Source organism: Pseudomonas sp. G166, from assembly GCF_037027455.2.
Lineage (GTDB): Bacteria > Pseudomonadota > Gammaproteobacteria > Pseudomonadales > Pseudomonadaceae > Aquipseudomonas.
Genome location: NZ_CP146985.1, coordinates 1,708,583 through 1,731,460 on the forward strand (window position 1 = coordinate 1,708,583; position 22,878 = coordinate 1,731,460).

Here is a 22,878-nt window from a genome sequence, read left to right on the forward strand (position 1 = left end):
ATAGTGCATCGCCATCAAAACGTCTGCCCCAGATTCAGATACACCGCCTGCTCATCATCATCGTTAAAGCCATAACTGAAATTCAGCGGCCCCAGCGGCGTGTCGAAGCCGAGGAAAATACTGGCGGCATTGATGTAGCCGCTGTCGAATTCATTGTCGTTGTTCCACGCCCGGCCGCGCTCCAGCGAACCGCCGATGTACAACGGAAAGTCCAGCGGCAGGTACGCTCGCGGGGTGAGCCGGCGGTAATACACGGCGCGCATCAGGCTGATGTTCTGCCCTGAGATGCCGTCTTCGCGAAAGCCCGACAATTGCCGCGCACCACCGAGGACAAAGCTGGAGGTCACGACTTCGGCGGTGTCGAGGGTGCGGCCGTAGCGCCCGCCGAGGATGAACGTGTCCGGGCCGCTGCTCAGGGCCTTGTCCAGCTTGAATTCCCACTGGCGATAACGCTCATCGGAACCCAGCCCCGGTTCGTACTGGCGCCAGGTCAGGCCGATGTCTTCCCCTTCATGGGGGAAGTACACGTTGTCGAAGGAGTCGAAAGAATATTTCAGCTCGTAGAAGCCTTCGTTGAAGTTCTCGCTGGGCTGGTCGTGATCGCCAATACGCACATCGGCCTTGCCCCAGGCCTGACCGACGCCGAAGCGGATTTCACCGCTGTTGCCTATCTGGCGGCCCAGGTTCAGGCCAAAGCCGTAACGCTCGACGCGATATTGGGCCACCGGATCGTTGTCCAGGATCGACTCCACGTTACGCGATTCGAATTGCCCGTAGGGGGCGATGAAGTAGCGCGAACCGACGTCCAGCGGCTGGTAGAACTCGCTGTACAACTCCTGCTTGTCGCCGATTTGCGCCCGGGTCAGCCATTCGGCGCCCAAGCGATTGATGCCGTTGACTCGATAACTGGCACCGAGGTTGAAAGCGCTGTCGCCGCGCATGTCGTCCGACAGGCTCAGCCCCAGCCGCAGGTAATCGGTGCCGGTGCGTTTGCCCCGGGCGCTGATCACCAGCGTGTGGTCCGGGCCCTTGCGTACCACGCGGTATTGCACCTGTTCGAAGTAGTCCAGGCCGTACAGCGTGCCCATGTCGGTCTGCAGGCGACCCAGGTCCAGTGGCTCGCCGATCTGCTGGCGAACGTAATAGCGAATCACGTCGTCGCCGACTTTCGAATCATTCTCCACGCGGATCGCGGTGATGACCGGTGTGCGTTCGCTCGGGGTGCGCGCTGCCGTGAGTGCGGGGTCGACCGGCTCGGGAGGGCGCAGGCGCGCCAGGCGGGTCTCAAGTATTCGCGTGGCACGGTAACCGGCGTCGATCATGTCCCGGGCCCGGCCGAAATCGGTAGAGCCGAAGCTCGCCAGCGCCGGTTGGATGAGCACGTCGTCTTTTTTCAACGTTGCCAATTGCTCTTCAGAGTTGCGCCGGGTCATCAAGGTCGTCGACTGGTTCAGTACGTCGAGCACCGTGACCAGTTGCTTGCGGTTGCGCAGAGGCGTGCCGATGTCGACCACGATGGCCACGTCCACGCCCATTTCCCGGGCTACGTCCAGTGGGATGTTGTCGGACATGCCGCCGTCCACCAGCAGCCGGCCGTCCAGTTCCACTGGGGCGAACACCGCCGGGATCGACATGCTGGCGCGGATGACCTTGGGCAGGTGGCCTTTGCGGAACACCACTTTTTCACCGCTGGCGATGTCGGTCGCTACCGCGCGGAAAGGGATCGGCAGTTTGTCGAAGTCCCGGGTGTCGCTGGCATGGGCCAGCAGGCTTTCGAGCAGCAGGGCCAGGTTCTGCCCCTGGATGACCCCAAGGGGCAGGCCGAGGCTGCCGTCATCCCGAAAACTCAGTTTCTGTTTCACCAGGAAATCCCGGTCATCCTGCTTGCGCCGGAACGGTACGTCCTTGCGTGGCGGGGCGTCGGACAACGCCTGTTGCCAGTCGATGCCCAGGGCGAGTTTTTCCAGTTCGTCGATCTTGTAGCCCGAGGCATACAACCCGCCGATCACCGCGCCCATGCTGGTGCCAGCAATCGCGTCGATCTTGATGCCTTGCTCTTCCAGGGCCTTGAGCACGCCAATGTGGGCCAACCCCCGTGCCGCGCCGCCGGACAGCACCAGGCCGATTTTCGGGCGCGGTGCTTCGACGGCGGGTTCGGCGGCGTGGCCGAACAGGGGCAACAGCAAAAGAAGCAGGCAAGGCAGCAGGCGGCGCATCGTCAATCTCGGGGCGGGCGATCAAAGGCGGGTATTATAGCGACGCCTTCGAACCCAGGAGTCCACCTGCAATGACCGAACACAAACCGGAAGTCGTCATCACCTACTGCACCCAGTGTCAATGGCTGCTGCGCGCCGCCTGGCTGGCCCAGGAACTGCTCAGCACCTTCAGTGATGACCTGGGCAAAGTGTCCTTGGTGCCGGGCACTGGCGGTGTGTTCCACATCAGTTGCGACGGCACCCAGATCTGGGAACGCAAGGCCGATGGCGGTTTTCCCGAAGCCAAGACCCTCAAACAGCGGGTACGTGACCAGATCGACCCGCAGCGGGACCTGGGCCACAACGACCGGGTTCAGTGAGACGCGACTTCGGCGCCCATTTTCGGTTTCTTTGAACCGCCCAGTTGGCTCGACACTACGATCGCAACGATGATCACCACACCGCCCAGCAGCATGCGCAGCGTCGGGTTTTCATCGAACAGCAGCCAGGCCATGGTGATGCCGTAGACCGGCTCCATGGCGAACACCACCGCCGCAGTGCGCGCCTTGATCACCGCCAGGCTGGCGACGAACAGGCTGTGGGCCAGGCCGGTGCAGAACACACCGAGCAGTGCGATCCACAGCCAATCGAGCGCGCGCACCTCGCTCAGTTGCGGTGCGGCCAGGGGCACTAGGCACAGCCCGACCACCACGTTCTGGCACAGCGCGGCCTGGACGGGGGGCACGTGCGCCGAGCCGGCGCGGTTGGTCAATGACAACAGGGCAAACAGCAAGCCCGAGGCCATGGCCCACAGCAGGCCGGTGGTAGCGCCACTGGCCAGGTCGAAGTTCGGCGTGACCAGCACCAGGCCGATGCTCACCATGATCACCAGCAGGATTTCATTGGCGCGGATGCGCTCGCGGAAGATCAGCCCCTCCAGCAGCACCGTGAAGGCCGGGAAACTGGCAAACCCCAACGTGGCGATCGCCACCCCGGCGACTTTTACCGCGATGAAGAAACTCACCCAGTGCCCGGTCAACAGCAACCCACCGAGCAGCAATCGCCGACCGTCCTCTGCCCGGAGCTTCTGCCAGGGGGTATTACTGGCGAACCGGGCAAAAACCGCCAGGGCCAGCACGGCGAACACGGCGCGACCGAACACGATGACTGTGGGCGAGGCGGCGGCGAGTTTACCGAACACACCGGTCAGGCCAAACATGAGTGCGCCAATGTGCAGGGCGCCGAGGGCGGTACGGGGAGTCATTGCGGTCCTTGTTCAACGGATACGGTTCAGGGTATTGAACCGGTTGCCGGCCGTTTTTGTCTGTCGCGATCCTCGCGATTTTTAGCGCGAAACTAGCGTTGGCGCCGCAGCTTGCCCGGCGAGCTGCCGAATTCGCGCAGCACTGCGGCGGCGAAGGCGCTCTGGGAGCTGTAGCCGACCCGGTGGGCGATCTCACCAATGGGCAGGTCCGAATCGCGCAGTAATTCGACGGCCTTGTGCAACCGGCGGCTGCGGATGTAGTCCATCGGCGTTTGCCCGCATTCAGCGACGAATCGGGCATGCAGGCGCGCGCTGGAGAGCCCGGCGACTTGCGCCAGGTCCGCCACTTGTAGCGCATAGGCCGCGTGCTGGTCGATGTGGGCATTGAGGGCGGCATAGGGTAGGCGTCTACCGCCGAACGTTTCCTGGCGAGCATTATTGAGGCTGGCCAGAAGCAGCACCGCACCTTGCTGGGCAATCACCGGATCTTGCACCGGGCTGCTCGCCAGCCAACTGACCAGTTGGCTTTGCCCCGCATCCAGGGGGCGGCGCGCGGGGTCGTCGAGCAATCGGCGGCTGGCGTCGGCATGATCCCCCAGGGATTGTCCGACCCATTCATCGCTCGGCACATCCAGCACCAGGCAACGGCTGCCATGGGGGCTGCCGCAGGCATGGTGGGCGCCGGCCGGCACCACCACGAAACTCTTTTGCACCACCTGGCTGCCGCACCCTTCGACTTCGAAATCCAGCGCGCCGGACAGCCCGAACACCAATTGGGCATGGTCATGGCTGTGGACGATCAAGTCGTGGCTGTAGTGGCGTAGCGTGAGGATCGGTCTCATCGCGGTCTCCCGTGTCAGGCCGCCAGCATACACCGAGGGCTCAACGCCTCGCGCTGTCATGTAACGGACTTGTGTTTGTCATGGGCCATTAACCGCTAGCGTGCACAGTGGCAAAAACGATCAGAGGGTTGCCCAATGACCAGCGCCGAGCTCGCCAGACCCAGCCGCAAACAGCGTGTTCGCACCCTGTGGATTTCCGATGTGCACCTGGGCACCCGGGACTGCCAGGCCGAGCACTTGTCGCAGTTCCTCAAGGGTTACCACGCCGACAAGATCTACCTGGTAGGGGACATCATTGATGGCTGGAAACTGCGCGGTGGCATGTATTGGCCCCAGGCCCACACCAACGTCATCCGCCGTTTGCTGACCATGAGCAAGCGCGGCACCGAGGTGATCTACGTCACCGGCAATCATGATGAATTCCTGCGGCGTTATTCGAAGTTGATCCTGGGCAATATCCAGTTGGTGGACGAAGCCGTGCACGTCACCGCCGACGGTCGTCACCTGTTGGTGATCCACGGCGATCAGTTCGATGTCATCACCCGTTACCACCGTTGGCTGGCGTTCCTCGGCGATTCGGCCTACGAGTTCACCCTCACGCTGAACCGCTGGCTCAACCATTGGCGGGCCCGTTATGGCTACGGCTACTGGTCGCTGTCAGCGTACCTCAAGCACAAGGTCAAGACTGCCGTCAGCTTCATCAGCGATTTCGAAGAAGCCATCGCCCATGAATGCGTGAAGCGCGAACTGCATGGCGTGGTGTGCGGGCATATCCACCATGCCGAGATGCGCATGGTGGGCGAGGTGGAGTACCTCAATTGCGGCGATTGGGTCGAGTCGTGCACCGCATTGATCGAGCATTGGGACGGGTCGATCGAGTTGTATCGGCTGGCGGATGCCCAGGCGCGGGAGGCGCAGTTGAAGGCACTGAAAGTCGCCGAACCCGCCTGAGCCTTACACCGTTGTGGCGAGGGGATTTGTCCCCTCGCCACAGGGGGCGTTCAGGTCTGCGTATCCGTCATCGCCGCCTTGTAAATCGACTGCTTCGGCGCGGCAAATACCCTTTCCAGCATCGGCTCGAAGAAACTCAGCGGCAGGGTGTCGTACCCGGCATCGAACGCGGCCGCGTCATATTTCGCACAAAAGTCGATGGTCGCCTGGTACTGCGGATGTTCGAAAAACTGCTCGCGCAGGTGCCGCTCCATGCCCAGGTGATGGAAGAAGTAATAGCCTTGGAAGATCCCGTGTTTTTCCACCATCCACAGATTTTCGGCGCTGACGAACGGCTTGAGGATGGCCGCGGCGATGTCCGGGTGGTTATACGAGCCCAGCGTGTCGCCAATGTCATGGAGCAATGCGCAGATCACGTACTCCTCGTCCCGTCCGTCCCGGTAGGCACGGGTGGCGGTTTGCAGGGAGTGGGTCAGGCGATCCACCGGGAAACCGCCGAAGTCCCCGTCCAACAACTTCAGGTGTGCCAGGATCCGCCCCGGCAGTTGCCGTGCGTAGGCGCTGAAGTCGGCCGCGATGATCGCCCAATCTTGTTGAGTGCCGTCCTGCATGTGGGTAAAGCGTGCGCGTGAGCTCATCGATCGTCCTCTTAGAACGCCACTTTGCCCAGCATCATGTCGCGGTACATGACGAAGTCGCCGAGCAAACTGTAGAAGGGGTACTGGAAAGTGGCAGGGCGGTTCTTTTCGAAGAAGAAATGCCCGACCCAAGCGAAGCCGTAGCCCGCGACAGGCAAGGCGAGCAACCACCACCAGCTCCCCGCGACGAGCGCCAGGATGAAAATCAGAATGAGCAGGGAGGTGCCGGCGAAGTGCAGTCGGCGGCAGGTGCTATTGCTGTGCTCGCTGAGGTAATACGGGTAGAACTCAGCGAACGTGTTGAATCGTCGGGTGTTTTCCAAGACTGCAGGCTCTTTGGTTATTGTTCTTTAAATTGAGTCTAGAGGGATCATTAGCCACGGCCAGTGACAATCAGCGCCACTCTAGTGTCCTGTCTTACAAATACTGCTCCTTTTGGACGGCATCTGTTGCCGTCATGCTGCGTTGCCGCTCCTCGCCATAGCGGGCTATGACTCGTCGCGGCGCCTTGCCTGACGACATGGCCGCTCGTCCAAAAAGGGGCATTATTTGTAAGACAGGACACTGTATCCTTCGCAAATCCAGCCGTACCCTGCGGCTCGTCATGCGAGTAAAAACGTCATGAACGAACGAACGACTTCTTCAAGCTGGGCGATGGGGATTGTCAAGGCGCTGGAAATGGACGGCCTGGATTGTCGAGTGCTGTTCAAGCAACTGGGGTTGGACTTTGATGCGCTGGACGATCCGGATGCACGCTTCCCCCAGGATTCGATGACGCGGCTCTGGCAGCGCGCGGTGGAGTTGTCAGGCAACCCGGCCATCGCCCTGAACATGGGCAAAGTGGTGCGCCCGGCCTCGTTCCATGTGGTTGGCTACGCCTTGATGTCCAGTCGTACGCTGGTGGAGGGGTTCCAGCGGCTGGTGCGTTATCAGCGGATCATCGCTGAAAGTGCCGACTTGAGTTTTCGCCCGTTGGAAGGGGGATACGGACTGATTCTGACGGTGCATGGCGACCATCTCCCTCCCACCCGGCAAAGTGCCGAAGCGTCCCTGGCTTGTGCATTGGCCATGTGCAACTGGCTGACCGGGCGCACTCTGCATCCACTGAAGGTGCTGTTCCAGGGCGCCGAACCGGTTGACCTGGCCCCTTATCAACAAGCCTTCCCGGCACCGCTGGTGTTCGGTGCCCCTTATGATGCGCTGATCTTCGAGCGGGCCGACATGGAAGCGCCGCTGCCCACGGCCAACGAGGCCATGGCGCTGCTCCACGATCGCTTTGCCGGTGAATACCTGGCGCGTTTTTCCGGAAGCCGCGTGACCCACAAGGCACGGCAAGTGTTGTGTCGGCTGTTGCCCCAGGGCGAGCCCAAGCGTGACGTGGTGGCGCAGGCACTGCACCTGTCGCAACGCACTTTGCAGCGGCGTTTGCAGGAAGAGGGCACCAGCTTCCAGACTCTGCTCGAGGACACCCGCCGCGAACTGGCCGAGCAGTACCTGGCGCAGCCGAGCATGACCTTATTGGAAATTGCCTATCTGCTGGGGTTTGCCGACCCGAGCAATTTTTTCCGGGCCTTTCGCCGCTGGTTCGACACTACACCCGGCGAATACCGGGCGCGGCGAGCAAACGGTCAGTGACGCCAGAACGCCGGGATGCACAACACGAACACCGTGATGATCTCCAGCCGGCCCAGCAGCATGCCACCTGACAGAATCCATTTTGCCGCATCCGGCAGCGGAGCAAAGTTGCCGGCCGGGCCAATGGTCTCCCCGAGCCCCGGGCCGACCCCGGACACGGTACTGGCCGCGCCGGTCAGCGCGGTCATCCACTCCACTCCGAGCAGCGACAACAGCAGGGCTATCACGCAGATGGTGATGGCGAAGAAGAACGAAAAGGTGAGGATCGAGCGGACGATTTCTTCGTCGAGACGGTGACCGTTGTATTTCTGCTTGATCACTGCGCGGGGATGGATCAGTTGATTGAGGTTGGCCCGAAGCAGGATATAGGCGACCTGGAAGCGGAAGATCTTGATCCCGCCGGCAGTCGAGCCAGAGCAGCCGCCGACGAAGCCCAGGTAAAAGAACAGCATCAGCGAGAAATTGCCCCACAGGCTGTAGTCCCCCAGGGCGAAGCCGGTGGTGGTGACGATCGATGTCACATTCAGCGCCACGTGCCGCAGGGCGTCCAGCCAATGCAGGTCGGTGGTCGCCCAATACCAGGTGCCGAGCACCACCCAGGTCACCAGCAGCACCCCGAGCAAGCCCTGGACCTGCTGGTCCTTGATCAGTGCCCGACGATTGCCCCGCAGCATCGAGACGTACAGGGCAAACGGCAGGCTGCCGAGGATCATGATGACGATGGTGACCCAGTGCACCGCCGGCTGGGTCCATTTGGCCAGGGACAGGTCAGAGGTGGAAAAACCGCCGGTGGAGATCGCCGACATCGAATGGTTGATGGCATCGAACGGGCTCATCCCGGCCCACCAGAGCGCCAGGGTGCCGAGTATGGTGATGCCCACGTAGGACGCCACGATCAACCGCGCCACCATGTGGGAGCGGGGCATGACTTTTTCCGAGCGGTCCGACGACTCGGTCTGGAACAGCCGCATGCCACCGATGCGCAGCAATGGCAGGATCGCCACCGCCATGGCGATGAAGCCGATACCGCCGAGCCAGTGTAGCAGCGAGCGCCACATCAGGATGCCGGGGGACATGGTGTCCAGGCCGCTCAGGACCGTGGCACCGGTGGCCGTGATCCCCGACATGCTTTCAAAGAACGAATCCGTGTAGCTGATGTGCTGGGTCAGCAGGAAAGGCAGCGCGGCAAAGATACACACCACCAGCCAACTGCTGACAGTCAGCAGGTACATGTCGCGCGGGCGCAGGTGTACGTGTTCCGGGCGCCCGGGGAGGATCAGGGCCAGGCCGGCGACGAAAGTGATCATGCTCGACCAGAGAAACGACGGCAGGTCGCCGGTACGCTCGAAGACCAGCAAGGTGGCCATGGGCACGACCATGAAGATCGCCAGGGTGATCAGGAAGATGCCGATGATGAAACCAATGATCCGCAGGGTCGGCAACGCCATGAAGTCCGCTCGGGCTGAAAGGGAAGGGCGCCATTCTACCCGCGACCAGCGGCATGTAAACCGGCGCCCGGCGGCGCTTGGGGCGGGTGCGCGTCTGGTCGCGGAATTTGAACTAACGAACTCGCCGTACAAGCCACTAGAATAGCCAGACATTTTTTTCAGGAGGTGGCCGATGCAGGCTCTCGACGCTTTGCTCAACCGTGTTTCCGTCCCGCGCCTGGTCGACCCGGCGCCTACGCCGGAACAGCGCGAGGTCATGTTCGCCGCTGCGATGCGGGCCCCGGATCACGGCCAGTTGCGGCCATGGCGTTTTCTGACGGTCGAAGGGCAGGCGCGTCATCGCATGGGCGAGCTCCTGGCCGAAGCGGCGCGGCTCAGTGATCCACAGGCACCCGAGGCCGCCGTGGAGAAGGCCCTCAACGGCCCGTTGCGCGCGCCCCTGGTCGTGGTGGTCATCGCCCGTTTGCAGGAGCATTTCAAGATCCCCAAATCCGAACAGCGGCTGGCGGCCGGCTGCGCGGCCCACGGGATCCTGCTGGCGGCTTACGCCCAAGGCGTTGGCGGAGTCTGGCGTACGGGGGAGTTGTCCTACTCACCTCATGTCGCCAAAGGGCTTGGCCTTGAAGAAGGGGAAGAGGTGATCGGTTTCCTCTACCTGGGCACGCCGCAGAAAGAAGCGCGTACGGCGCCGAAGGTGGAAACGGCAGAGTTTGTCAGTGAGTGGAACGGTCAATAACCCGCCCTGGGGACTGCGCTTCACTTCAGGTTTGCTTGATTCACTATGGCGAGGGAGCAAGCTTCCACGCCACAGGTAAAGTGCCCGGCCTTCGGTTGAGCCTCGTTATTTGCAAACCTCCGCAATAGCCTCGGCCAACAGATCCAGGCGCGTAGCGTCGATGCCCGCCACGTTGGCCCGGCCCGTGCCGACCATGTAGACGCTATGGCGCTGGCGCAGCTGTTTGACCTGATCCGGCGTCAGCCCGGTGTAGGAAAACATCCCGCGCTGTACGCCGATGTGCGCGAAGCGCTCGCGCAAGCCGTGGGGTTCGAGGGCTTCCAGCAGGCCGCTGCGTAACTGAGCGATACGCAGGCGCATGGCCTGCACTTCGTCGGCCCACAGGCTTTTGAGCTGCGGGTCACCCAGGATCGTCGCTACCACCGCTGCGCCATGATCAGGCGGCGTCGACCACAGGTTACGGGCGATGTTCGCCAGTTGGCTGCGGATGTCCAGCAGCTTGTCGGCATCCCGGGCACAGACGATCAACGCGCCGGTACGGTCGCGGTACAGGCCGAAGTTCTTCGAACAGGAACTGGTGATCAGTACTTCCGGCAACGCATCGGCAAATAGCCGAACCGCCCATGCGTCCTGCTCCAGCCCGTCGCCAAAGCCCTGGTAGGCAAAGTCGATCAGCGGCAGCAGGTCACGGCGGCGCATCACCTCCAGCACCTGGCGCCATTGATCATGGGACAGGTCGAAGCCAGTGGGGTTGTGGCAGCAGGCGTGCAGCAGCACCACATCGCCTTTGGGCGCCTGGTTCAGGGTCGCCAGCATCGCCTCGAAATCCAGGCGATTGTCGGCACCCACGTAGGGGTAATGACTGGCCTTGACGCCGGCGGCGGCGAAGATGGTTTCATGGATCGGCCAGGTCGGATTGCTCAGCCAGACGCCACGGCCCGGCAGGCATTGAGCGATGAAGTCGGCACTCAGGCGCAGGGCGCCAGTGCCACCCGGGGTTTGGGTGGCGCCAGCACGTTTTGCGCTGATCAGCGGCGAGTCGGCGCCCAGTACCAGCTCATTGAGCAACTGGCCGAACGCGGCGTCGCCGTGACCGCCGATGTAGGTCTTGGTGGTCTGGCGATCCACCAGCCGCTGCTCAGCCTGCTTAACGGACTGAAGAATCGGCGTCAGGCCCTGGGCGTCTTTGTAGACGCCCACGCCCAGGTCGAACTTGCTCGGGTTGCTGTCGGCCCCATAGGCCTCCATCAAGCCGAGGATCGGATCGCCGGGCACTCGGCCGATGGCATCGAAATGCATTACTTGCGGCCCTCGGCAGTCTTGGCCACGTCATCGGTACGGGCGGCCATGATGAAGTCATTGCGGTGCAGGCCCTTGATGGAGTGGCTCCACCAGGTCACGGTGACTTTGCCCCACTCGGTGAGCAGGCCAGGGTGGTGACCTTCGGCCTCGGAGATTTCACCGACGGCGTTGGTGAATGCCAGGGCGTGCTTGAAATTCTTGAACAGGAAGACTTTTTCCAACTGCATCACGCCGTCGCGCACTTCGATGTTCCAGTCCGGGATCTGCTTGATCAGTACCGGCAGTTCTTCGTCGCTGACTTGCGGGGCGTCGGCGCGGCAGGCTTCGCAATGGGCTTGGTTCAGAGTGTTCATGGTGTGTTCCCGGATCGAATATTTGAGAAACGTCGATGCACCCACGCTAAAGCAAAGCTGCGCTGTGCAACAGACTCAATTGAGATCAAAAGAGGCGGTTCACGCCGCTTTTGGTGGAAATTTAGGTGTATGCAAGCCCAGTTCCCGACCGCGCTTGACCATGCCCATGATGTCTTCGTGGGCCAGGTCGAACAGGCGCTTGAGTTCAGGCAGCACGAAGTACACCGGTTGCAGGATGTCGATGCGATATGGCGTGCGCATCGCTTCCACCGGATCGAAGGCTTGATGCTCCGGTTCGTCCGACAGGCAGTAAACGGTTTCCTTGGGTGAGGACAGGATGCCGCCACCGTAGATGCGCCGGCCTTGCGGCGTTTGCACCAGGCCGAACTCGATGGTCATCCAGTACAGGCGCGCCAGATAGACGCGTTCTTCCTTGGAGGCCTGTAGGCCGAGTTTGCCGTAGGTGTGGGTGAATTCGGCAAACCAGGGGTTGGTCAGCAGCGGGCAGTGGCCGAAGATCTCGTGAAAAATGTCCGGCTCTTGCAGGTAATCCAGTTCTTCGCGGGTACGAATAAAGGTCGCCACCGGAAACTGCTTGCTGGCGAGCAATTCGAAAAAGGTCTGGAAGGGGATCAGCGCCGGCACCCGGGCGACCTGCCAGCCCGTGGTTTCGCCCAGCACCTTGTTGATTTCGCCCAGTTGCGGGATACGGTCGTGGGGCAGGCCAAGCTTGTCGATGCCGTCCAGGTATTCCTGGCACGCACGGCCTTCGATGACTTTCAGCTGGCGGGTGATCAGCGTGTTCCACACCGCATGTTCTTCGGCGGGGTAGTGGATAAAACCTTGCGCATCGGGCTCGCGGGCCACGTACTGCGTCTGCTTCATGCTGCTCTCCTGCTGATTTCCCTCTGGGGGAAGACTTGTTTGTTGTTATGTCCAGCGATGCATTAGAGATAACTCGAAGCGCGGATGTGTGCAGCAGGCAGCCGAGAGTGCGTATCGCGACCGAAGGGTTATTTTGTAAAGTTTTCGTTACGGATAGGGCCGTGCTTCGTTGCTGTCGGGATTTTTGGCTGGGAAATGGCCTACATGTGTCACATAATCTTGACGTTTATTTGCGCTGCCACACAGAAACCTTGTGGTGAGGGAGCTTGATGGCGCGCCTTTCTACCTCAATACGCACCCGGGCCTTTTTATGCGCATCAAAGTCCATTGCCAGAACCGCATCGGCATCCTGCGGGACATTCTCAACCTGTTGGTGGAGTACGGCATCAACGTCGCCCGAGGGGAGGTCGGTGGCGAACATGGCAATGCGATTTATCTGCACTGCCCGAACCTGATCAACATCCAGTTTCAGGCGCTGCGTCCGAAATTCGAAGGCATCGCTGGGGTATTTGGCGTCAAGCGCGTAGGGCTGATGCCCAGTGAGCGTCGGCACATGGAGCTCAATGCGTTGCTCGGTGCCTTGGAGTTCCCGGTGCTATCCATCGACATGGGCGGCTCCATCGTCGCGGCCAACCGGGCAGCGGCGCAGTTGCTCGGGGTGCGGGTGGATGAGGTGCCCGGGATTCCGCTGTCGCGCTACGCCGAAGATTTCGATTTGCCGGAACTGGTGCGCGCCAACCAGTCGCGGATCAACGGGTTGCGGGTCAAGGTCAAGGGCGATGTGTTCCTGGCCGACATCGCGCCGCTGCAATCGGAGCACGACGACAGCGAGGCCATGGCCGGCGCGGTACTGACGTTGCACCGGGCCGACCGGGTCGGCGAGCGGATCTATAACGTGCGCAAGCAGGAGCTTCGCGGCTTCGACAGTATTTTCCAGAGTTCCAAAGTAATGGCCGCGGTGGTTCGTGAGGCCCGGCGCATGGCACCGCTGGATGCACCGCTATTGATAGAAGGCGAAACCGGTACCGGTAAGGAATTGCTGGCTCGCGCCTGTCACCTGGCCAGTCCGCGCGGGCAATCGCCACTGATGGCACTCAACTGTGCCGGGCTGCCGGAGTCCATGGCCGAGACCGAACTGTTCGGCTATGGCCCCGGTGCCTTCGAAGGTGCCCGGGCCGAAGGCAAGCTGGGCCTGCTGGAGCTGACCGCCGGGGGCACGCTGTTTCTCGACGGGGTAGGGGAGATGAGCCCGCGCCTGCAAGTGAAACTGCTGCGCTTTCTGCAGGACGGTTGCTTCCGTCGCGTAGGCAGTGATGAAGAGGTGTACCTGGACGTCCGGGTGATCTGCGCCACTCAGGTCGACTTGTCCGAGCTCTGCGCCCGGGGCGAATTCCGCCAGGATTTGTACCACCGATTGAACGTCCTTTCCCTGCACATTCCACCCTTGCGCGAATGCCTCGACGGCCTGGCACCGCTGGTGGAGCACTTCCTCGACCAGGCCAGCCGCCAGATCGGTTGTGCATTGCCCAAGCTGGCCCCGGCGGCGATGGAGCGTCTGAGTCACTACCACTGGCCGGGCAACGTCCGGCAGTTGGAAAACGTCCTGTTCCAGGCGGTTTCCCTGTGCGACGGCGGCACGGTGAAAGCCGAACATATTCGTCTGCCGGACTACGGCGTGCGTCAGCCGCTTGGCGATTTCTCCCTTGAAGGTGGGTTGGACGACATAGTCGGACGCTTCGAAAAGGCGGTGCTGGAGCGCCTGTATTCCGAACATCCCAGCAGCCGGCAATTGGGCAAGCGCCTAGGGGTTTCCCATACGACTATTGCCAATAAGTTGCGCGAATATGCGGTGGGCAAGGACAGTGCCTGATGTCCAGAGGGGATAAATCCCCTCGCCACAGGAGTTGGCCGATTTTTTGCTGGAGTACCCGCACATCAAGCGTCGGCTGTCGGTTTCATGGCGTTGCAGCCTGCCGATATAGACCGCGATGCAACGCCGCGTCAGGGCAAATCCTGAGCCGTGCGCCATTTTTCAGTCACCCAGAGTAGTGTCTTCATGGCCGATTCCATCACCGTTACCAGCCCGCTGCTGCCTCCTCTGGAAGAGTTCATGCCTTACCTGCAGCAAATCTGGGACAGTAAGCGCCTGACCAATGGAGGCCCTTTCCACGAACAACTGGAACGGGAGTTGGCCGAATACCTCGGCGTCCAGCATCTTTCGTTGTTTTCCAACGGTACCTTGGCCCTGGTGACGGCACTCCAGGCCTTACGCATTACTGGGGAGGTCATCACTACGCCCTACTCGTTCGTGGCCACCTCTCACTCGCTGCTGTGGAACAATCTCAAGCCAGTGTTCGTGGACATCGATCCGGTCACCAAGAACCTTGATCCACGGCGTATCGCCGAAGCCATCACCCCGGCTACTTCAGCGATTCTTCCGGTTCATTGCTATGGTGTTCCCTGTGATGTCGAGGGTATCCAGGCCGTCGCCGACACCTATGGGCTCAAGGTTATCTACGATGCCGCGCATGCCTTTGGTGTTCGACACAACGGCGAAAGCATTCTCAACAACGGCGATCTGTCGATTCTCAGTTTCCACGCCACCAAGGTATTCAATACCTTCGAAGGCGGCGCCATCATCTGCCCTGACGCAAAAATCAAACGACGCATCGATTACCTGAAGAATTTCGGGTTTGCCGATGAAGTCACGGTCATGGCCCCTGGTATCAACGGGAAAATGAACGAGTTGCAGGCCGCATTCGGCGTGCTGCAACTGCGCTTCATTGATGAGGCCCTCAGCCGTCGACAAAAGGTGTTCGAGTATTATCGGAGCGCTCTGGAAGGCATAGACGGTATCAGCCTCCTGGAGCAACCGCAGGGGTTGGACTGGAACTATGCCTATTGTCCGATCCTGGTCGATGGTGAGCGTTTTGGAGTGAGCCGGGACGAGTTGTACGACCGTTACCGCGCAGAAAACATCCTCGTGCGTCGCTATTTCTATCCGCTGATATGCGAGTTTCCGATGTACCGCGGCCTTCCCAGCTCGGATCTCTCTCAGTTGGGGAATGCCTACAAGGTGTCCCGCCAGGTACTGTGCCTGCCGATCTATCCGGATCTCGATCCGAAGACCCAGGCGCAGATCATCGAGGTGCTGCTCAAGGCCCGGACGGCATGAGCCTGGCCCACATCTCGAATGTGCGCGCCCCGGCAGCCGGCCAGCAATATCGGATTGCACTCATGCAACCTTATTTCCTGCCATACCTGGGTTATTTCCAGCTGATCGCCGCCGTCGACTGTTTCGTCATCTACGACAATGTGCAGTTCATCAAGAACGGCTGGATCGAACGCAACCGCTATTTGCTGGAACAAGAGCCGAAGTGGTTCCGAGTGCCGCTGACCAAAGGGAGTCACACTCAGCAGATCATGGAAAAGCGTATTGCCGAGACATTCGACCCTGGCGATATCCTCAACAAGCTGAGCTTCGCCTATCGCCGCGCGCCCTACGTTGCGCGCATGCTGGCGTGGCTGGAAGCGCTGCTGGTCGAGCCCGCCCAGAACATTGCCGAACTCAACGAACGGATACTACGGGCCTGCTGCTGCCTGATCGGGCTGCAAACGCCGATCATCCGTTCCAGCGAGCTGTCGATTTCCACTGACAGCAAAGCTCAGGATCGGGTACTCGAAGTGATTCAGGCCTGCGCAGGCACTCACTACCTCAACCCCTTCAACGGCGGCCACCTCTACCGGGCCGAAGCCTTCCAGCAGGCCGGTATCACCCTTGAATTGCTCAAGGCCACCTTGCCCGACTACCAACAGGGCCGCAGTGAACAACCCTTCGTGCCCGGCCTGTCGATTCTCGACGTGTTGATGTACAACGACGCGCAGACCGTGGGGGCCTGGGCGAAACGTGGAGAAATTGTCCGTGCCTGAAGCCATCGGCGGTTATTTCGAGCTGGAGCTGCGCAAGGGGCAACATCCTTACCCACAGGCCGTTGCCTTCAACTCAGCTCGCTCAGCCTTCAAGGCATTGGTGTTGGCGCGCAACCTGCGCCGGGTTCATCTGCCTGTCTATATCTGCGATGTCATGCAGGACGTGCTGTGCGGATCCTGCGTCGAGGTGCTGCAATACGCACTGTCCGAACGGCTCGAGCTGCGGGACTTCCCAGTCCTGCAAGCCGATGAGGCGTTGCTGTTCGTCAATTACTTCGGGCTCAAGGCCGACTACATTGGCGAGGTGCTTACTGTGCGCTATGGCAGGCAATTGATCGTCGACAACTCCCAGGCGCTGTTTTCTGCGCCGCAGGCTGGGGTTGCAACGCTGTATTCACCACGCAAGTTCGTCGGCGTTGCCGACGGTGGGTGGCTGGCCAATGCCCCGGCCGATCTGCCTCAAGCTGAGATAAGCAGCTCCCAGGCGCGTTTTGGCGCGCTGCTGGGGCGCCTTGAAGATCCTCCTCAACATCACTATGCGATGTTCCAGTCATTGGAGCAGGCGCTGGAGAACGACGGCGTCAAGGCCATGTCTCCCAGTACCGCCCGCCTGCTCGATAGCATCGATTACCACGAAGTAGCCAGGCGCAGGATGGACAACCTGGCGCAACTGCGCCGACGCCTGGACCACCGCAACCGCTTTACCGACTGGCCCGCGCAACCAGTTGCCGCATTGTGTTACCCGCTGCTGGTCAAGTCCGCCGAGACGGCGACCCGGGTGCGCGCTCAACTGCTGGAGCAGCACATCTATGTGCCCAGCTACTGGCGCGAAGTGCTAAGTAGTCCGACATCGCCGCCCATTGAAAGAGACTGGGCACAATGCTTGCTGCCGCTGCCGATCGACCAGCGATATAACGTCGACGACATGAATCGTCTTGCCGACGCCATCCTTCAGAACATGGGGAAATCATGAGCATTCTAGGCCAACGTATCCTGCTCAGGGCACTGGAGCTTGAGGACTTGCCACTGCTGCATCAATGGTCCAACGACGAAGCCCTTTGGAGCCTGCTGGGCGGCTGGCATTTCCCCACCTCACGGGAGGCGCAACGGGAGTGGCTACTGGGTCTCAAGAGCGACCCGCTCAACCAGCGCTTCGGTATAGAGGTCCAGGGCCACGGCCTGATCGGTACGGCGAATCTGGTCGGCATCGATTGGAAGAACCGCACAGCCGAACACGGCATGATGATCGGCGACTCGTCCCTGCGCGGCCAAGGCCATGGCACTGACGTGATTGCCACGGTGATGCGTTATGCCTTCGACGAACTGGGCCTGAGCCGTCTCTCGACCACCATCATTGAGTACAACGCAGCGTCACTGGCGACCTACACGCGCAAGACCCCTTGGGTCATCGAGGGCGTGCAGCGCCAATGGTATTACCGCAAGGGCCAGCGCTGGGACCGCATCATGCTTGGCGTGAGCGCCGAAGAGTACCGCGCCTGGCAAGCCGCGCGGGGAGACAGCCTATGAATCCGGTCTTGCAGGAGCTGCAAGCGAACGGTTACGTCTGCCTGCCCTCCCTGATCACTGATCCGCTGCTCGGCCAACTGCGCGAAGACCTGGGCCGTGCCATAGACCGTTGCCGTCAGGTACAGCTGGAGAACGGTATTACCCAGCGAACCGAACAGACCGCGCACCATATACTTGCGCCGGATACCCGTTTCGTTGAGTTGCTCGATCGATTTGCCGAATGGGGGGTCGTCGACGTCTTGCAACATATGCTCGGCGGTGCCGCGATCCTCAATTCGTTTGGCGGTCTGAACAACCTGAACAGCACCGACGCCTACGTGCGTAATGTGCACCGGGACGTGCGTTCCTGGTCAGCCGAGTCCATGCAGATGGCCCAGGCGCTGGTATTGCTCGACGATTTCACGGTCGACAACGGGGCGACCCTGTTTCTGCCGGGCTCGCACGCCGCCCCTGAAAAGCCTGACCCTCAGGTGTTCGAGACTCAGGCCCGCAAGGCCTTGGGTAGCGCGGGTTCGATCTACTTGTTCGACTCACGTATCTGGCACGCCGCCGGCGTCAATCGTACCGACCAGCCGCGACGCTGCCTGACGCTGACCTTCACGCGAAGCTATTTCAAACCGCAGTTCGATTATTGCCGAGCTCTGGGCGAAGACTTCTGCCGCTCGCAAACACCGAGCATGCAACAACTGCTGGGGTGGTATGCCCGTACTCCCTCGACCCTCCATGAGTGGTACCAGCCTGAAGAACGTCGTTTCTACAGGAAAAGCCAGGAATAACGCCATGTCCGTACGCGATTACAACAAAGAGTTTCAGGATAACGCTCACCGCAGCTACTTCTACGATTTCGATGCGCGCCTGCGACGCTACATGCTGGACAGCTTCGGCCCCTGGCTGGCGGAGGGTCCGACCCTGGAAATGGGCTGCTTCGAAGGTGCTTTTACGACGCTGTTCGCCGAACGCTTTGCCGACCTGACGGTCATCGAAGCGGCCAGCGATCTGATCGAGGTCACCCGGAACAAAGTCGGTTCAGGCGTCAAGTTCGTTTGCAGTACCTTTGAGGAAGCCGAGCTGGAACCGCGCTTCGATAACATTTTCCTGATCCACACCCTGGAGCACCTCGACGACCGCCAGGCGGTGCTCAAGCGCGTGCACAACTGGCTCGCCCCTGGCGGTCGCCTGTTCATCGCTGTGCCGAACGCGAATGCCCCTTCGCGGCAGATCGCCGTCAAGATGGGCTTGATCGAGCACAACAGTGCCGTGACCGAGGGCGAGCGCCTGCATGGCCATCGGGTCACCTACACCCTCGACACCCTCGATCACGAAGTACGCAGCGCCGGTTGGCACGTGAGCCACCGCGGCGGGGTGTTCTTCAAGCCGCTGGCCAACTTCCAGCTGGACAAGGCCCTGGAAACCCAGCTGATCGATGATCGTTTCATGGATGCCTGCCATGCGTTGGGCATGGTCTATCCAGACCTGTGCGCCAGTGTCTTTGTCATTTGTGAGCAGCCCTCCAGCCCCAAGGCAACCGTATGACCACCCCATCCCTGCACGGCAAGCCGCGTCACCCTTACTACATCGCCGCTCCCAACTATCGGGAGACTTCCTCGGGTGTGTGCGTATTGCACTACCTGTGTCACGTTCTGAACCTGTCCGGTTACGAGGCCTACCTCACGCCATGCCAGGTCAATCCGAAACTGCGCACCCCGATCCTTACCGACGAGTTGCGCCGGCACCATCGGTCGCTGGGCTTGGCGCCCATTGCTGTGTATTCCGAGGTGGTGGACGGTAACCCGATAGGCGCACCGATCGTAGCTCGTTACATTCTGAACCGTGAAGGCTTCCTCACTGGTCGGGCGATCAAGGCGCAAAAAACGGACCTGTTTTTCTATTACACCCAGGATTTCGGTGGCGACAGCGATAACAGCAACCTGCTCCTGTTGCCTGTCATCGACTCGGAATTGTTTTCACCGCCAACCGAGTCGGTGCAGCGCAGCGGCAACTATCTGTATTTGCACCGCATCGACAGGTCTAAGGTCGACTACTCGATGTTGCCGGACGATATCGAAGTCCTGAGCATGGCCAACCCGAAGACGCTGACCGAGCTGGCGCAGATTTTTCGGACGGCTTCAACACTCTACAGCTACGAAATCTCAGCGACGTGCACCGAAGCCATGCTCTGTGGCTGCCCGGTTATCTACATGCCTGGCGGTCACGTGAAGACCCAGCCGTTCATTGAACAGTTCGGTGACGCGGGCTCGGCACTCTATGATGAGCCAGGTGGACTGGAGCGCGCCCGCGCAACAGTGTTGCAGGCTCGCAGGCGCTGGCTGGAGCTCGAAAAGGCCTTCTGGCCACAGCTGGAGCGTTTCATCGATGTCACTCAGCAGGTTGCCGTCCAGCATGCCATTGACGCCCGTGTACCCTCCGTCAAGGACTGGTTGCGCAACCGCGTACTGACGCCGATCCAGCAACAGCTTGTCGACGGGCGTCGTCAACAACTCAGCGGACAAACCAGCCTGACGCTGTTGATACGCGACCCCCTGGGCGATTTCAACGCCTTGAGCGACACCCTTGAAAGTCTTGCACTGTGGCGATCGCGCTCCTCGATCAGGTTGCGCATGGTGGTCTTGAGCACTGCGCCAAGTCCTGCCGACCTGCCCGCTAGCCTGCACTGGCTGACGTGCGCTCAGCCAGGCGCCGTCGAGCTGAACGAAATTCTGCAGGCAGACGACAGCGACTGGATCATGCTGCTAACGGCTGGCGACGAGGTCCTGCCCGCCGGCACGTTGATGCTCGATCTGGAACTGCCGGGTGCCAATGGCTGCAGGATGATCTATTGCGACGGCATGTATCGCTCGGAGAATGGCCCGCAAGCGGTCTTGCGGCCTTGCATCAACCTCGACTACCTCTTGAGTCTGCCATTGACCATGGCCAACCATTGGCTGGTTCGTCGGGAGCTGGCGCTGCAAGTCGGCGGTTACGACCCGCAGGTGCCCGAAGCGCTTGAACTGGACCTGATCCTGCGACTGATCGAAGTCGGGAGCATGAATGGTATTGCTCACCTGAGTGAACCGCTGGTAGTCAGCAACACACCCACCCTTGCCAATAACCCTGACGAGTGCCTTGCTCTGCAACGGCACCTGAGCAATCGCGGCTACACGAGCGCCAGGATCCAGCAGGAACCGACCCGGCATTACCACATCAAGTACGGCCATGACCAGCAGCCCCTGGTGTCGATCCTGATTCCTACCCGGGACCAATTGCCGCTGCTGCAGCGCTGCGTGGAAAGCCTGTTGTCGAAGACCCGCTATCCACACTTCGAGATTATCCTGATCGACAATTGCAGCGAGACCGAAGAGGCGCTCACCTGGCTGAGCGAGATGGAGTCGATCGGGGGTGACAAGGTTCGTGTCATCCGCTTCCCCTATCCGTTCAACTTCAGTGCCATGAACAATCTGGCAGCCAACCAGGCGCGCGGTGAGTATCTGGTGTTGTTGAACAACGATACGGCAATCATCCGCGAAGACTGGTTGGACGAACTGCTCAACCACGCTTTGCGTCCCGAAGTGGGTATCGTCGGCGCCAAGTTGATTAGCCCGGCAGGCACCGTTCAGCATGCTGGTCTGATCACTGGTCTGCGCGGCCCCGCTGGGAGCCCATTCGTCGATCAGGCTGCCAACGGCGGTGGCTATATGCAACGCCTGTTGGTCGACCAAAACACCAGCGCAGTCAGTGCAGCCTGCCTGATGATCCGCACAGCGATCTACCTGGAAGCCGGTGGTATGGACGACGCGCAGTTCCAGGTCACCTGCAATGACCTGGACCTGTGCCTGAAGGTGGCGAACCTTGGCTATCTGAATGTCTGGACACCTCATGCCGTGCTCTTGCATGAGGGTGAAGCGACCTGGTCAAGTGTCGGCAAGGACCCGCTCAACCAGCAACGCTTCGCCATGGAGCAAGAGCAGGCCTTGAGCAAATGGCTGAGCGTCTTGGCCAATGATCCCGCCTACAACAGCAACCTGTCGTTGCGTGGTGCCGGCTTCGAGCTGGAAGCCGTCAACGAGTTGACCTGGCGCCCGCTGTCCTGGCGCCCGCTTCCGGTGGTGCTGGTACATCCTGCGAAGTCGGCAAAAGCCGCCAATCTGCGTATTGTCGAGCCGTTCACTGCTTTGCGTGACTACGGCAAAATCGAAGGATGCATCAGCAACAGCCTGTTACCGGCAACGACGCTTGCGCGCTACAACCCCGATGTCATTGTCTTCCAGCATCAGGCCGACCCGCTGCGTCTGGAGCAGATGGAGCGCATCAATACCCTCTCCAAAGCCTTCAAGGTCCTCGAGTTGGATGCGCTGGCTCCGGCGACCCCGGGATGGACGACCTCACTGCAGCAAGCGGCGAGCCTTGTCGACCGCATCATTGTTGCGACGCCTGCGATGGCGGCAGCCTGTGCCGGACTGCACCACGATATTCGCGTCCTGGAAACGCGTCTGGATAGCAGATGGCGCAACCTCCCCAATGCGCGCCAGACGTTTGACATCCCTCGCATAGGCTGCGATATCGACCCGATGCAGCCCTTCGTTCAGCCGTTGATCATCGAGCTGATGCAGGCGCTGGCCGGTCAAGTGGAGTGGGTGCTCTGGGGCGATGTGCCTGCGTATCTGCGGCCGCTCGCCAGCGAGGTTCATGAGGACGTTCACGACAATCCCGATGTCATGGCAAGCCTCAATCTGGATATTGTCCTCGCACCCCTGGGCTTCGGCTGGGCCGAGGGAGGGTTAAGCCTGCTTGATCATCTGCAATATGGCGCTTGCGGCTACAGTGTGATCGGCAGCGATACCGCCGATTACCTGGGCGATCTCGCCATCACGCGAGTAGCTAACAGCCGAGAGCAATGGCTGGAGGCTATTCGTGGTCACCTGGCTGATCGGCACGCCTCGCGACAGCAAGCCGCGCGACTGCGCGAGCAAGTGCTGGACAATTGGGTCTTCGACGATGCCTATGCGACGCACTGGGTCAAGGGGTGGATGCCTGACTGACGGAGACCTCAGAGGCGGCAGGGGAGTGCGCCCCAGCCGCCCGGTCATCAATCCGACCTGGCCCGCAGAGCATCAAGGGCTGAGACTTGCCACTTACCGGCATAAGTGCGCCGGTTTTTCGTCTTCAATACATTTC

The 22,878-nt window shown here is 60.9% G+C and carries 20 protein-coding genes and 1 pseudogene; 12 read left to right on the top strand and 9 right to left on the bottom strand.

Going from position 1 to position 22,878, the window contains the following annotated elements; all coding sequences use genetic code 11:
* Positions 1-14: 14 nt before the first annotated feature.
* The gene (locus SGN16_RS07685) at positions 15-2,216 is read right to left on the bottom strand and encodes a patatin-like phospholipase family protein (RefSeq protein ID WP_210643399.1); all 2,202 of its coding nucleotides are present in this window, start codon (positions 2,214-2,216) and stop codon (positions 15-17) included.
* Positions 2,217-2,287: 71 nt separating this feature from the next.
* Here SGN16_RS07685 and SGN16_RS07690 point away from each other — a divergent pair, with 71 nt between their 5' ends.
* Positions 2,288-2,575 (top strand): SelT/SelW/SelH family protein, encoded by a 288-nt coding sequence (locus SGN16_RS07690; protein ID WP_210643400.1) that lies wholly within the window; start codon positions 2,288-2,290, stop codon positions 2,573-2,575.
* Here the strand turns inward: SGN16_RS07690 and SGN16_RS07695 are convergent.
* Both SGN16_RS07695 and SGN16_RS07700 read right to left on the bottom strand, forming a co-directional pair.
* On the bottom strand, positions 2,569-3,459 hold the full coding sequence (locus SGN16_RS07695) for a DMT family transporter (protein WP_210643401.1): 891 nt from the start codon (positions 3,457-3,459) through the stop codon (positions 2,569-2,571). The genes SGN16_RS07690 and SGN16_RS07695 overlap by 7 nt on opposite strands.
* 92 nt (positions 3,460-3,551) lie before the next feature.
* Positions 3,552-4,301 (bottom strand): AraC family transcriptional regulator, encoded by a 750-nt coding sequence (locus SGN16_RS07700; RefSeq protein WP_335943650.1) that lies wholly within the window; start codon positions 4,299-4,301, stop codon positions 3,552-3,554.
* Positions 4,302-4,436: 135 nt separating this feature from the next.
* Here SGN16_RS07700 and SGN16_RS07705 point away from each other — a divergent pair, with 135 nt between their 5' ends.
* Complete coding sequence (locus SGN16_RS07705) at positions 4,437-5,252, top strand: UDP-2,3-diacylglucosamine diphosphatase (protein WP_135844269.1); 816 nt, start codon at positions 4,437-4,439, stop codon at positions 5,250-5,252.
* 50 nt (positions 5,253-5,302) lie between these two features.
* Here the strand turns inward: SGN16_RS07705 and SGN16_RS07710 are convergent, their stop codons facing one another.
* The gene (locus SGN16_RS07710; RefSeq protein WP_210643403.1) at positions 5,303-5,890 is read right to left on the bottom strand and encodes an HD domain-containing protein; all 588 of its coding nucleotides are present in this window, start codon (positions 5,888-5,890) and stop codon (positions 5,303-5,305) included.
* 11 nt (positions 5,891-5,901) lie between these two features.
* A complete protein-coding gene (locus SGN16_RS07715) occupies positions 5,902-6,213 on the bottom strand; it encodes a DUF962 domain-containing protein (RefSeq protein WP_210643404.1) in 312 nt (103 codons plus the stop codon).
* 298 nt (positions 6,214-6,511) lie between these two features.
* Between SGN16_RS07715 and SGN16_RS07720 the strand changes: the two are divergent.
* Positions 6,512-7,562, top strand: a pseudogene (locus SGN16_RS07720) (AraC family transcriptional regulator).
* On the opposite strand, the gene SGN16_RS07725 reads toward SGN16_RS07720, so the two are convergent.
* Entirely contained in the window at positions 7,519-8,973 is a 1,455-nt protein-coding gene (locus SGN16_RS07725) for a TrkH family potassium uptake protein (RefSeq protein WP_335943651.1), read from the bottom strand. The pseudogene SGN16_RS07720 and the gene SGN16_RS07725 sit on opposite strands and share 44 nt — an antisense overlap.
* A gap of 172 nt (positions 8,974-9,145) precedes the next feature.
* On the opposite strand from SGN16_RS07725, the gene SGN16_RS07730 reads away from it, so the two are divergent.
* The gene (locus SGN16_RS07730) at positions 9,146-9,709 is read left to right on the top strand and encodes an NAD(P)H nitroreductase (protein WP_335943652.1); all 564 of its coding nucleotides are present in this window, start codon (positions 9,146-9,148) and stop codon (positions 9,707-9,709) included.
* Between the two features lie 105 nt (positions 9,710-9,814).
* Here SGN16_RS07730 and SGN16_RS07735 read toward each other — a convergent pair whose 3' ends face one another.
* From SGN16_RS07735 to phhA, 3 genes are all read right to left on the bottom strand, one after another.
* Positions 9,815-11,008 (bottom strand): amino acid aminotransferase, encoded by a 1,194-nt coding sequence (locus SGN16_RS07735; protein WP_335943653.1) that lies wholly within the window; start codon positions 11,006-11,008, stop codon positions 9,815-9,817.
* Positions 11,008-11,364 (bottom strand): 4a-hydroxytetrahydrobiopterin dehydratase, encoded by a 357-nt coding sequence (locus tag SGN16_RS07740; protein WP_003184087.1) that lies wholly within the window; start codon positions 11,362-11,364, stop codon positions 11,008-11,010. Before SGN16_RS07740 ends, SGN16_RS07735 begins: the two co-directional genes overlap by 1 nt.
* A gap of 99 nt (positions 11,365-11,463) precedes the next feature.
* On the bottom strand, positions 11,464-12,249 hold the full coding sequence (gene phhA / locus SGN16_RS07745; RefSeq protein ID WP_210643409.1) for a phenylalanine 4-monooxygenase: 786 nt from the start codon (positions 12,247-12,249) through the stop codon (positions 11,464-11,466).
* A 310-nt stretch (positions 12,250-12,559) separates the two neighbouring features.
* Between phhA and SGN16_RS07750 the strand changes: the two genes are divergently transcribed.
* The 8 genes from SGN16_RS07750 to SGN16_RS07785 all read left to right on the top strand — a co-directional run bounded on the left by SGN16_RS07750 (position 12,560) and on the right by SGN16_RS07785 (position 22,742).
* Entirely contained in the window at positions 12,560-14,119 is a 1,560-nt protein-coding gene (locus SGN16_RS07750) for a sigma-54-dependent transcriptional regulator (RefSeq protein ID WP_210643410.1), read from the top strand.
* 186 nt (positions 14,120-14,305) lie between these two features.
* Complete coding sequence (locus tag SGN16_RS07755) at positions 14,306-15,424, top strand: DegT/DnrJ/EryC1/StrS family aminotransferase (RefSeq protein ID WP_210643411.1); 1,119 nt, start codon at positions 14,306-14,308, stop codon at positions 15,422-15,424.
* On the top strand, positions 15,421-16,179 hold the full coding sequence (locus tag SGN16_RS07760; protein ID WP_335943654.1) for a WbqC family protein: 759 nt from the start codon (positions 15,421-15,423) through the stop codon (positions 16,177-16,179). The genes SGN16_RS07755 and SGN16_RS07760 overlap by 4 nt, the downstream gene beginning before the upstream one ends.
* Positions 16,172-17,152 (top strand): hypothetical protein, encoded by a 981-nt coding sequence (locus tag SGN16_RS07765; protein ID WP_335943655.1) that lies wholly within the window; start codon positions 16,172-16,174, stop codon positions 17,150-17,152. Before SGN16_RS07760 ends, SGN16_RS07765 begins: the two co-directional genes overlap by 8 nt.
* Positions 17,149-17,706, top strand: a complete 558-nt coding sequence (locus SGN16_RS07770; RefSeq protein WP_210643414.1) for a GNAT family protein — start codon at positions 17,149-17,151, stop codon at positions 17,704-17,706. Before SGN16_RS07765 ends, SGN16_RS07770 begins: the two co-directional genes overlap by 4 nt.
* Complete coding sequence (locus SGN16_RS07775) at positions 17,703-18,482, top strand: phytanoyl-CoA dioxygenase family protein (RefSeq protein ID WP_335943656.1); 780 nt, start codon at positions 17,703-17,705, stop codon at positions 18,480-18,482. The genes SGN16_RS07770 and SGN16_RS07775 overlap by 4 nt, the downstream gene beginning before the upstream one ends.
* A 4-nt stretch (positions 18,483-18,486) precedes the next feature.
* On the top strand, positions 18,487-19,239 hold the full coding sequence (locus SGN16_RS07780; RefSeq protein WP_335943657.1) for a class I SAM-dependent methyltransferase: 753 nt from the start codon (positions 18,487-18,489) through the stop codon (positions 19,237-19,239).
* Positions 19,236-22,742 carry a glycosyltransferase family 2 protein gene (locus tag SGN16_RS07785; RefSeq protein WP_335943658.1) on the top strand — a complete coding sequence of 1,169 codons (3,507 nt, stop codon included), beginning with the start codon at positions 19,236-19,238 and terminating at the stop codon, positions 22,740-22,742. Before SGN16_RS07780 ends, SGN16_RS07785 begins: the two co-directional genes overlap by 4 nt.
* The last annotated feature ends 136 nt before the right edge of the window (positions 22,743-22,878 follow it).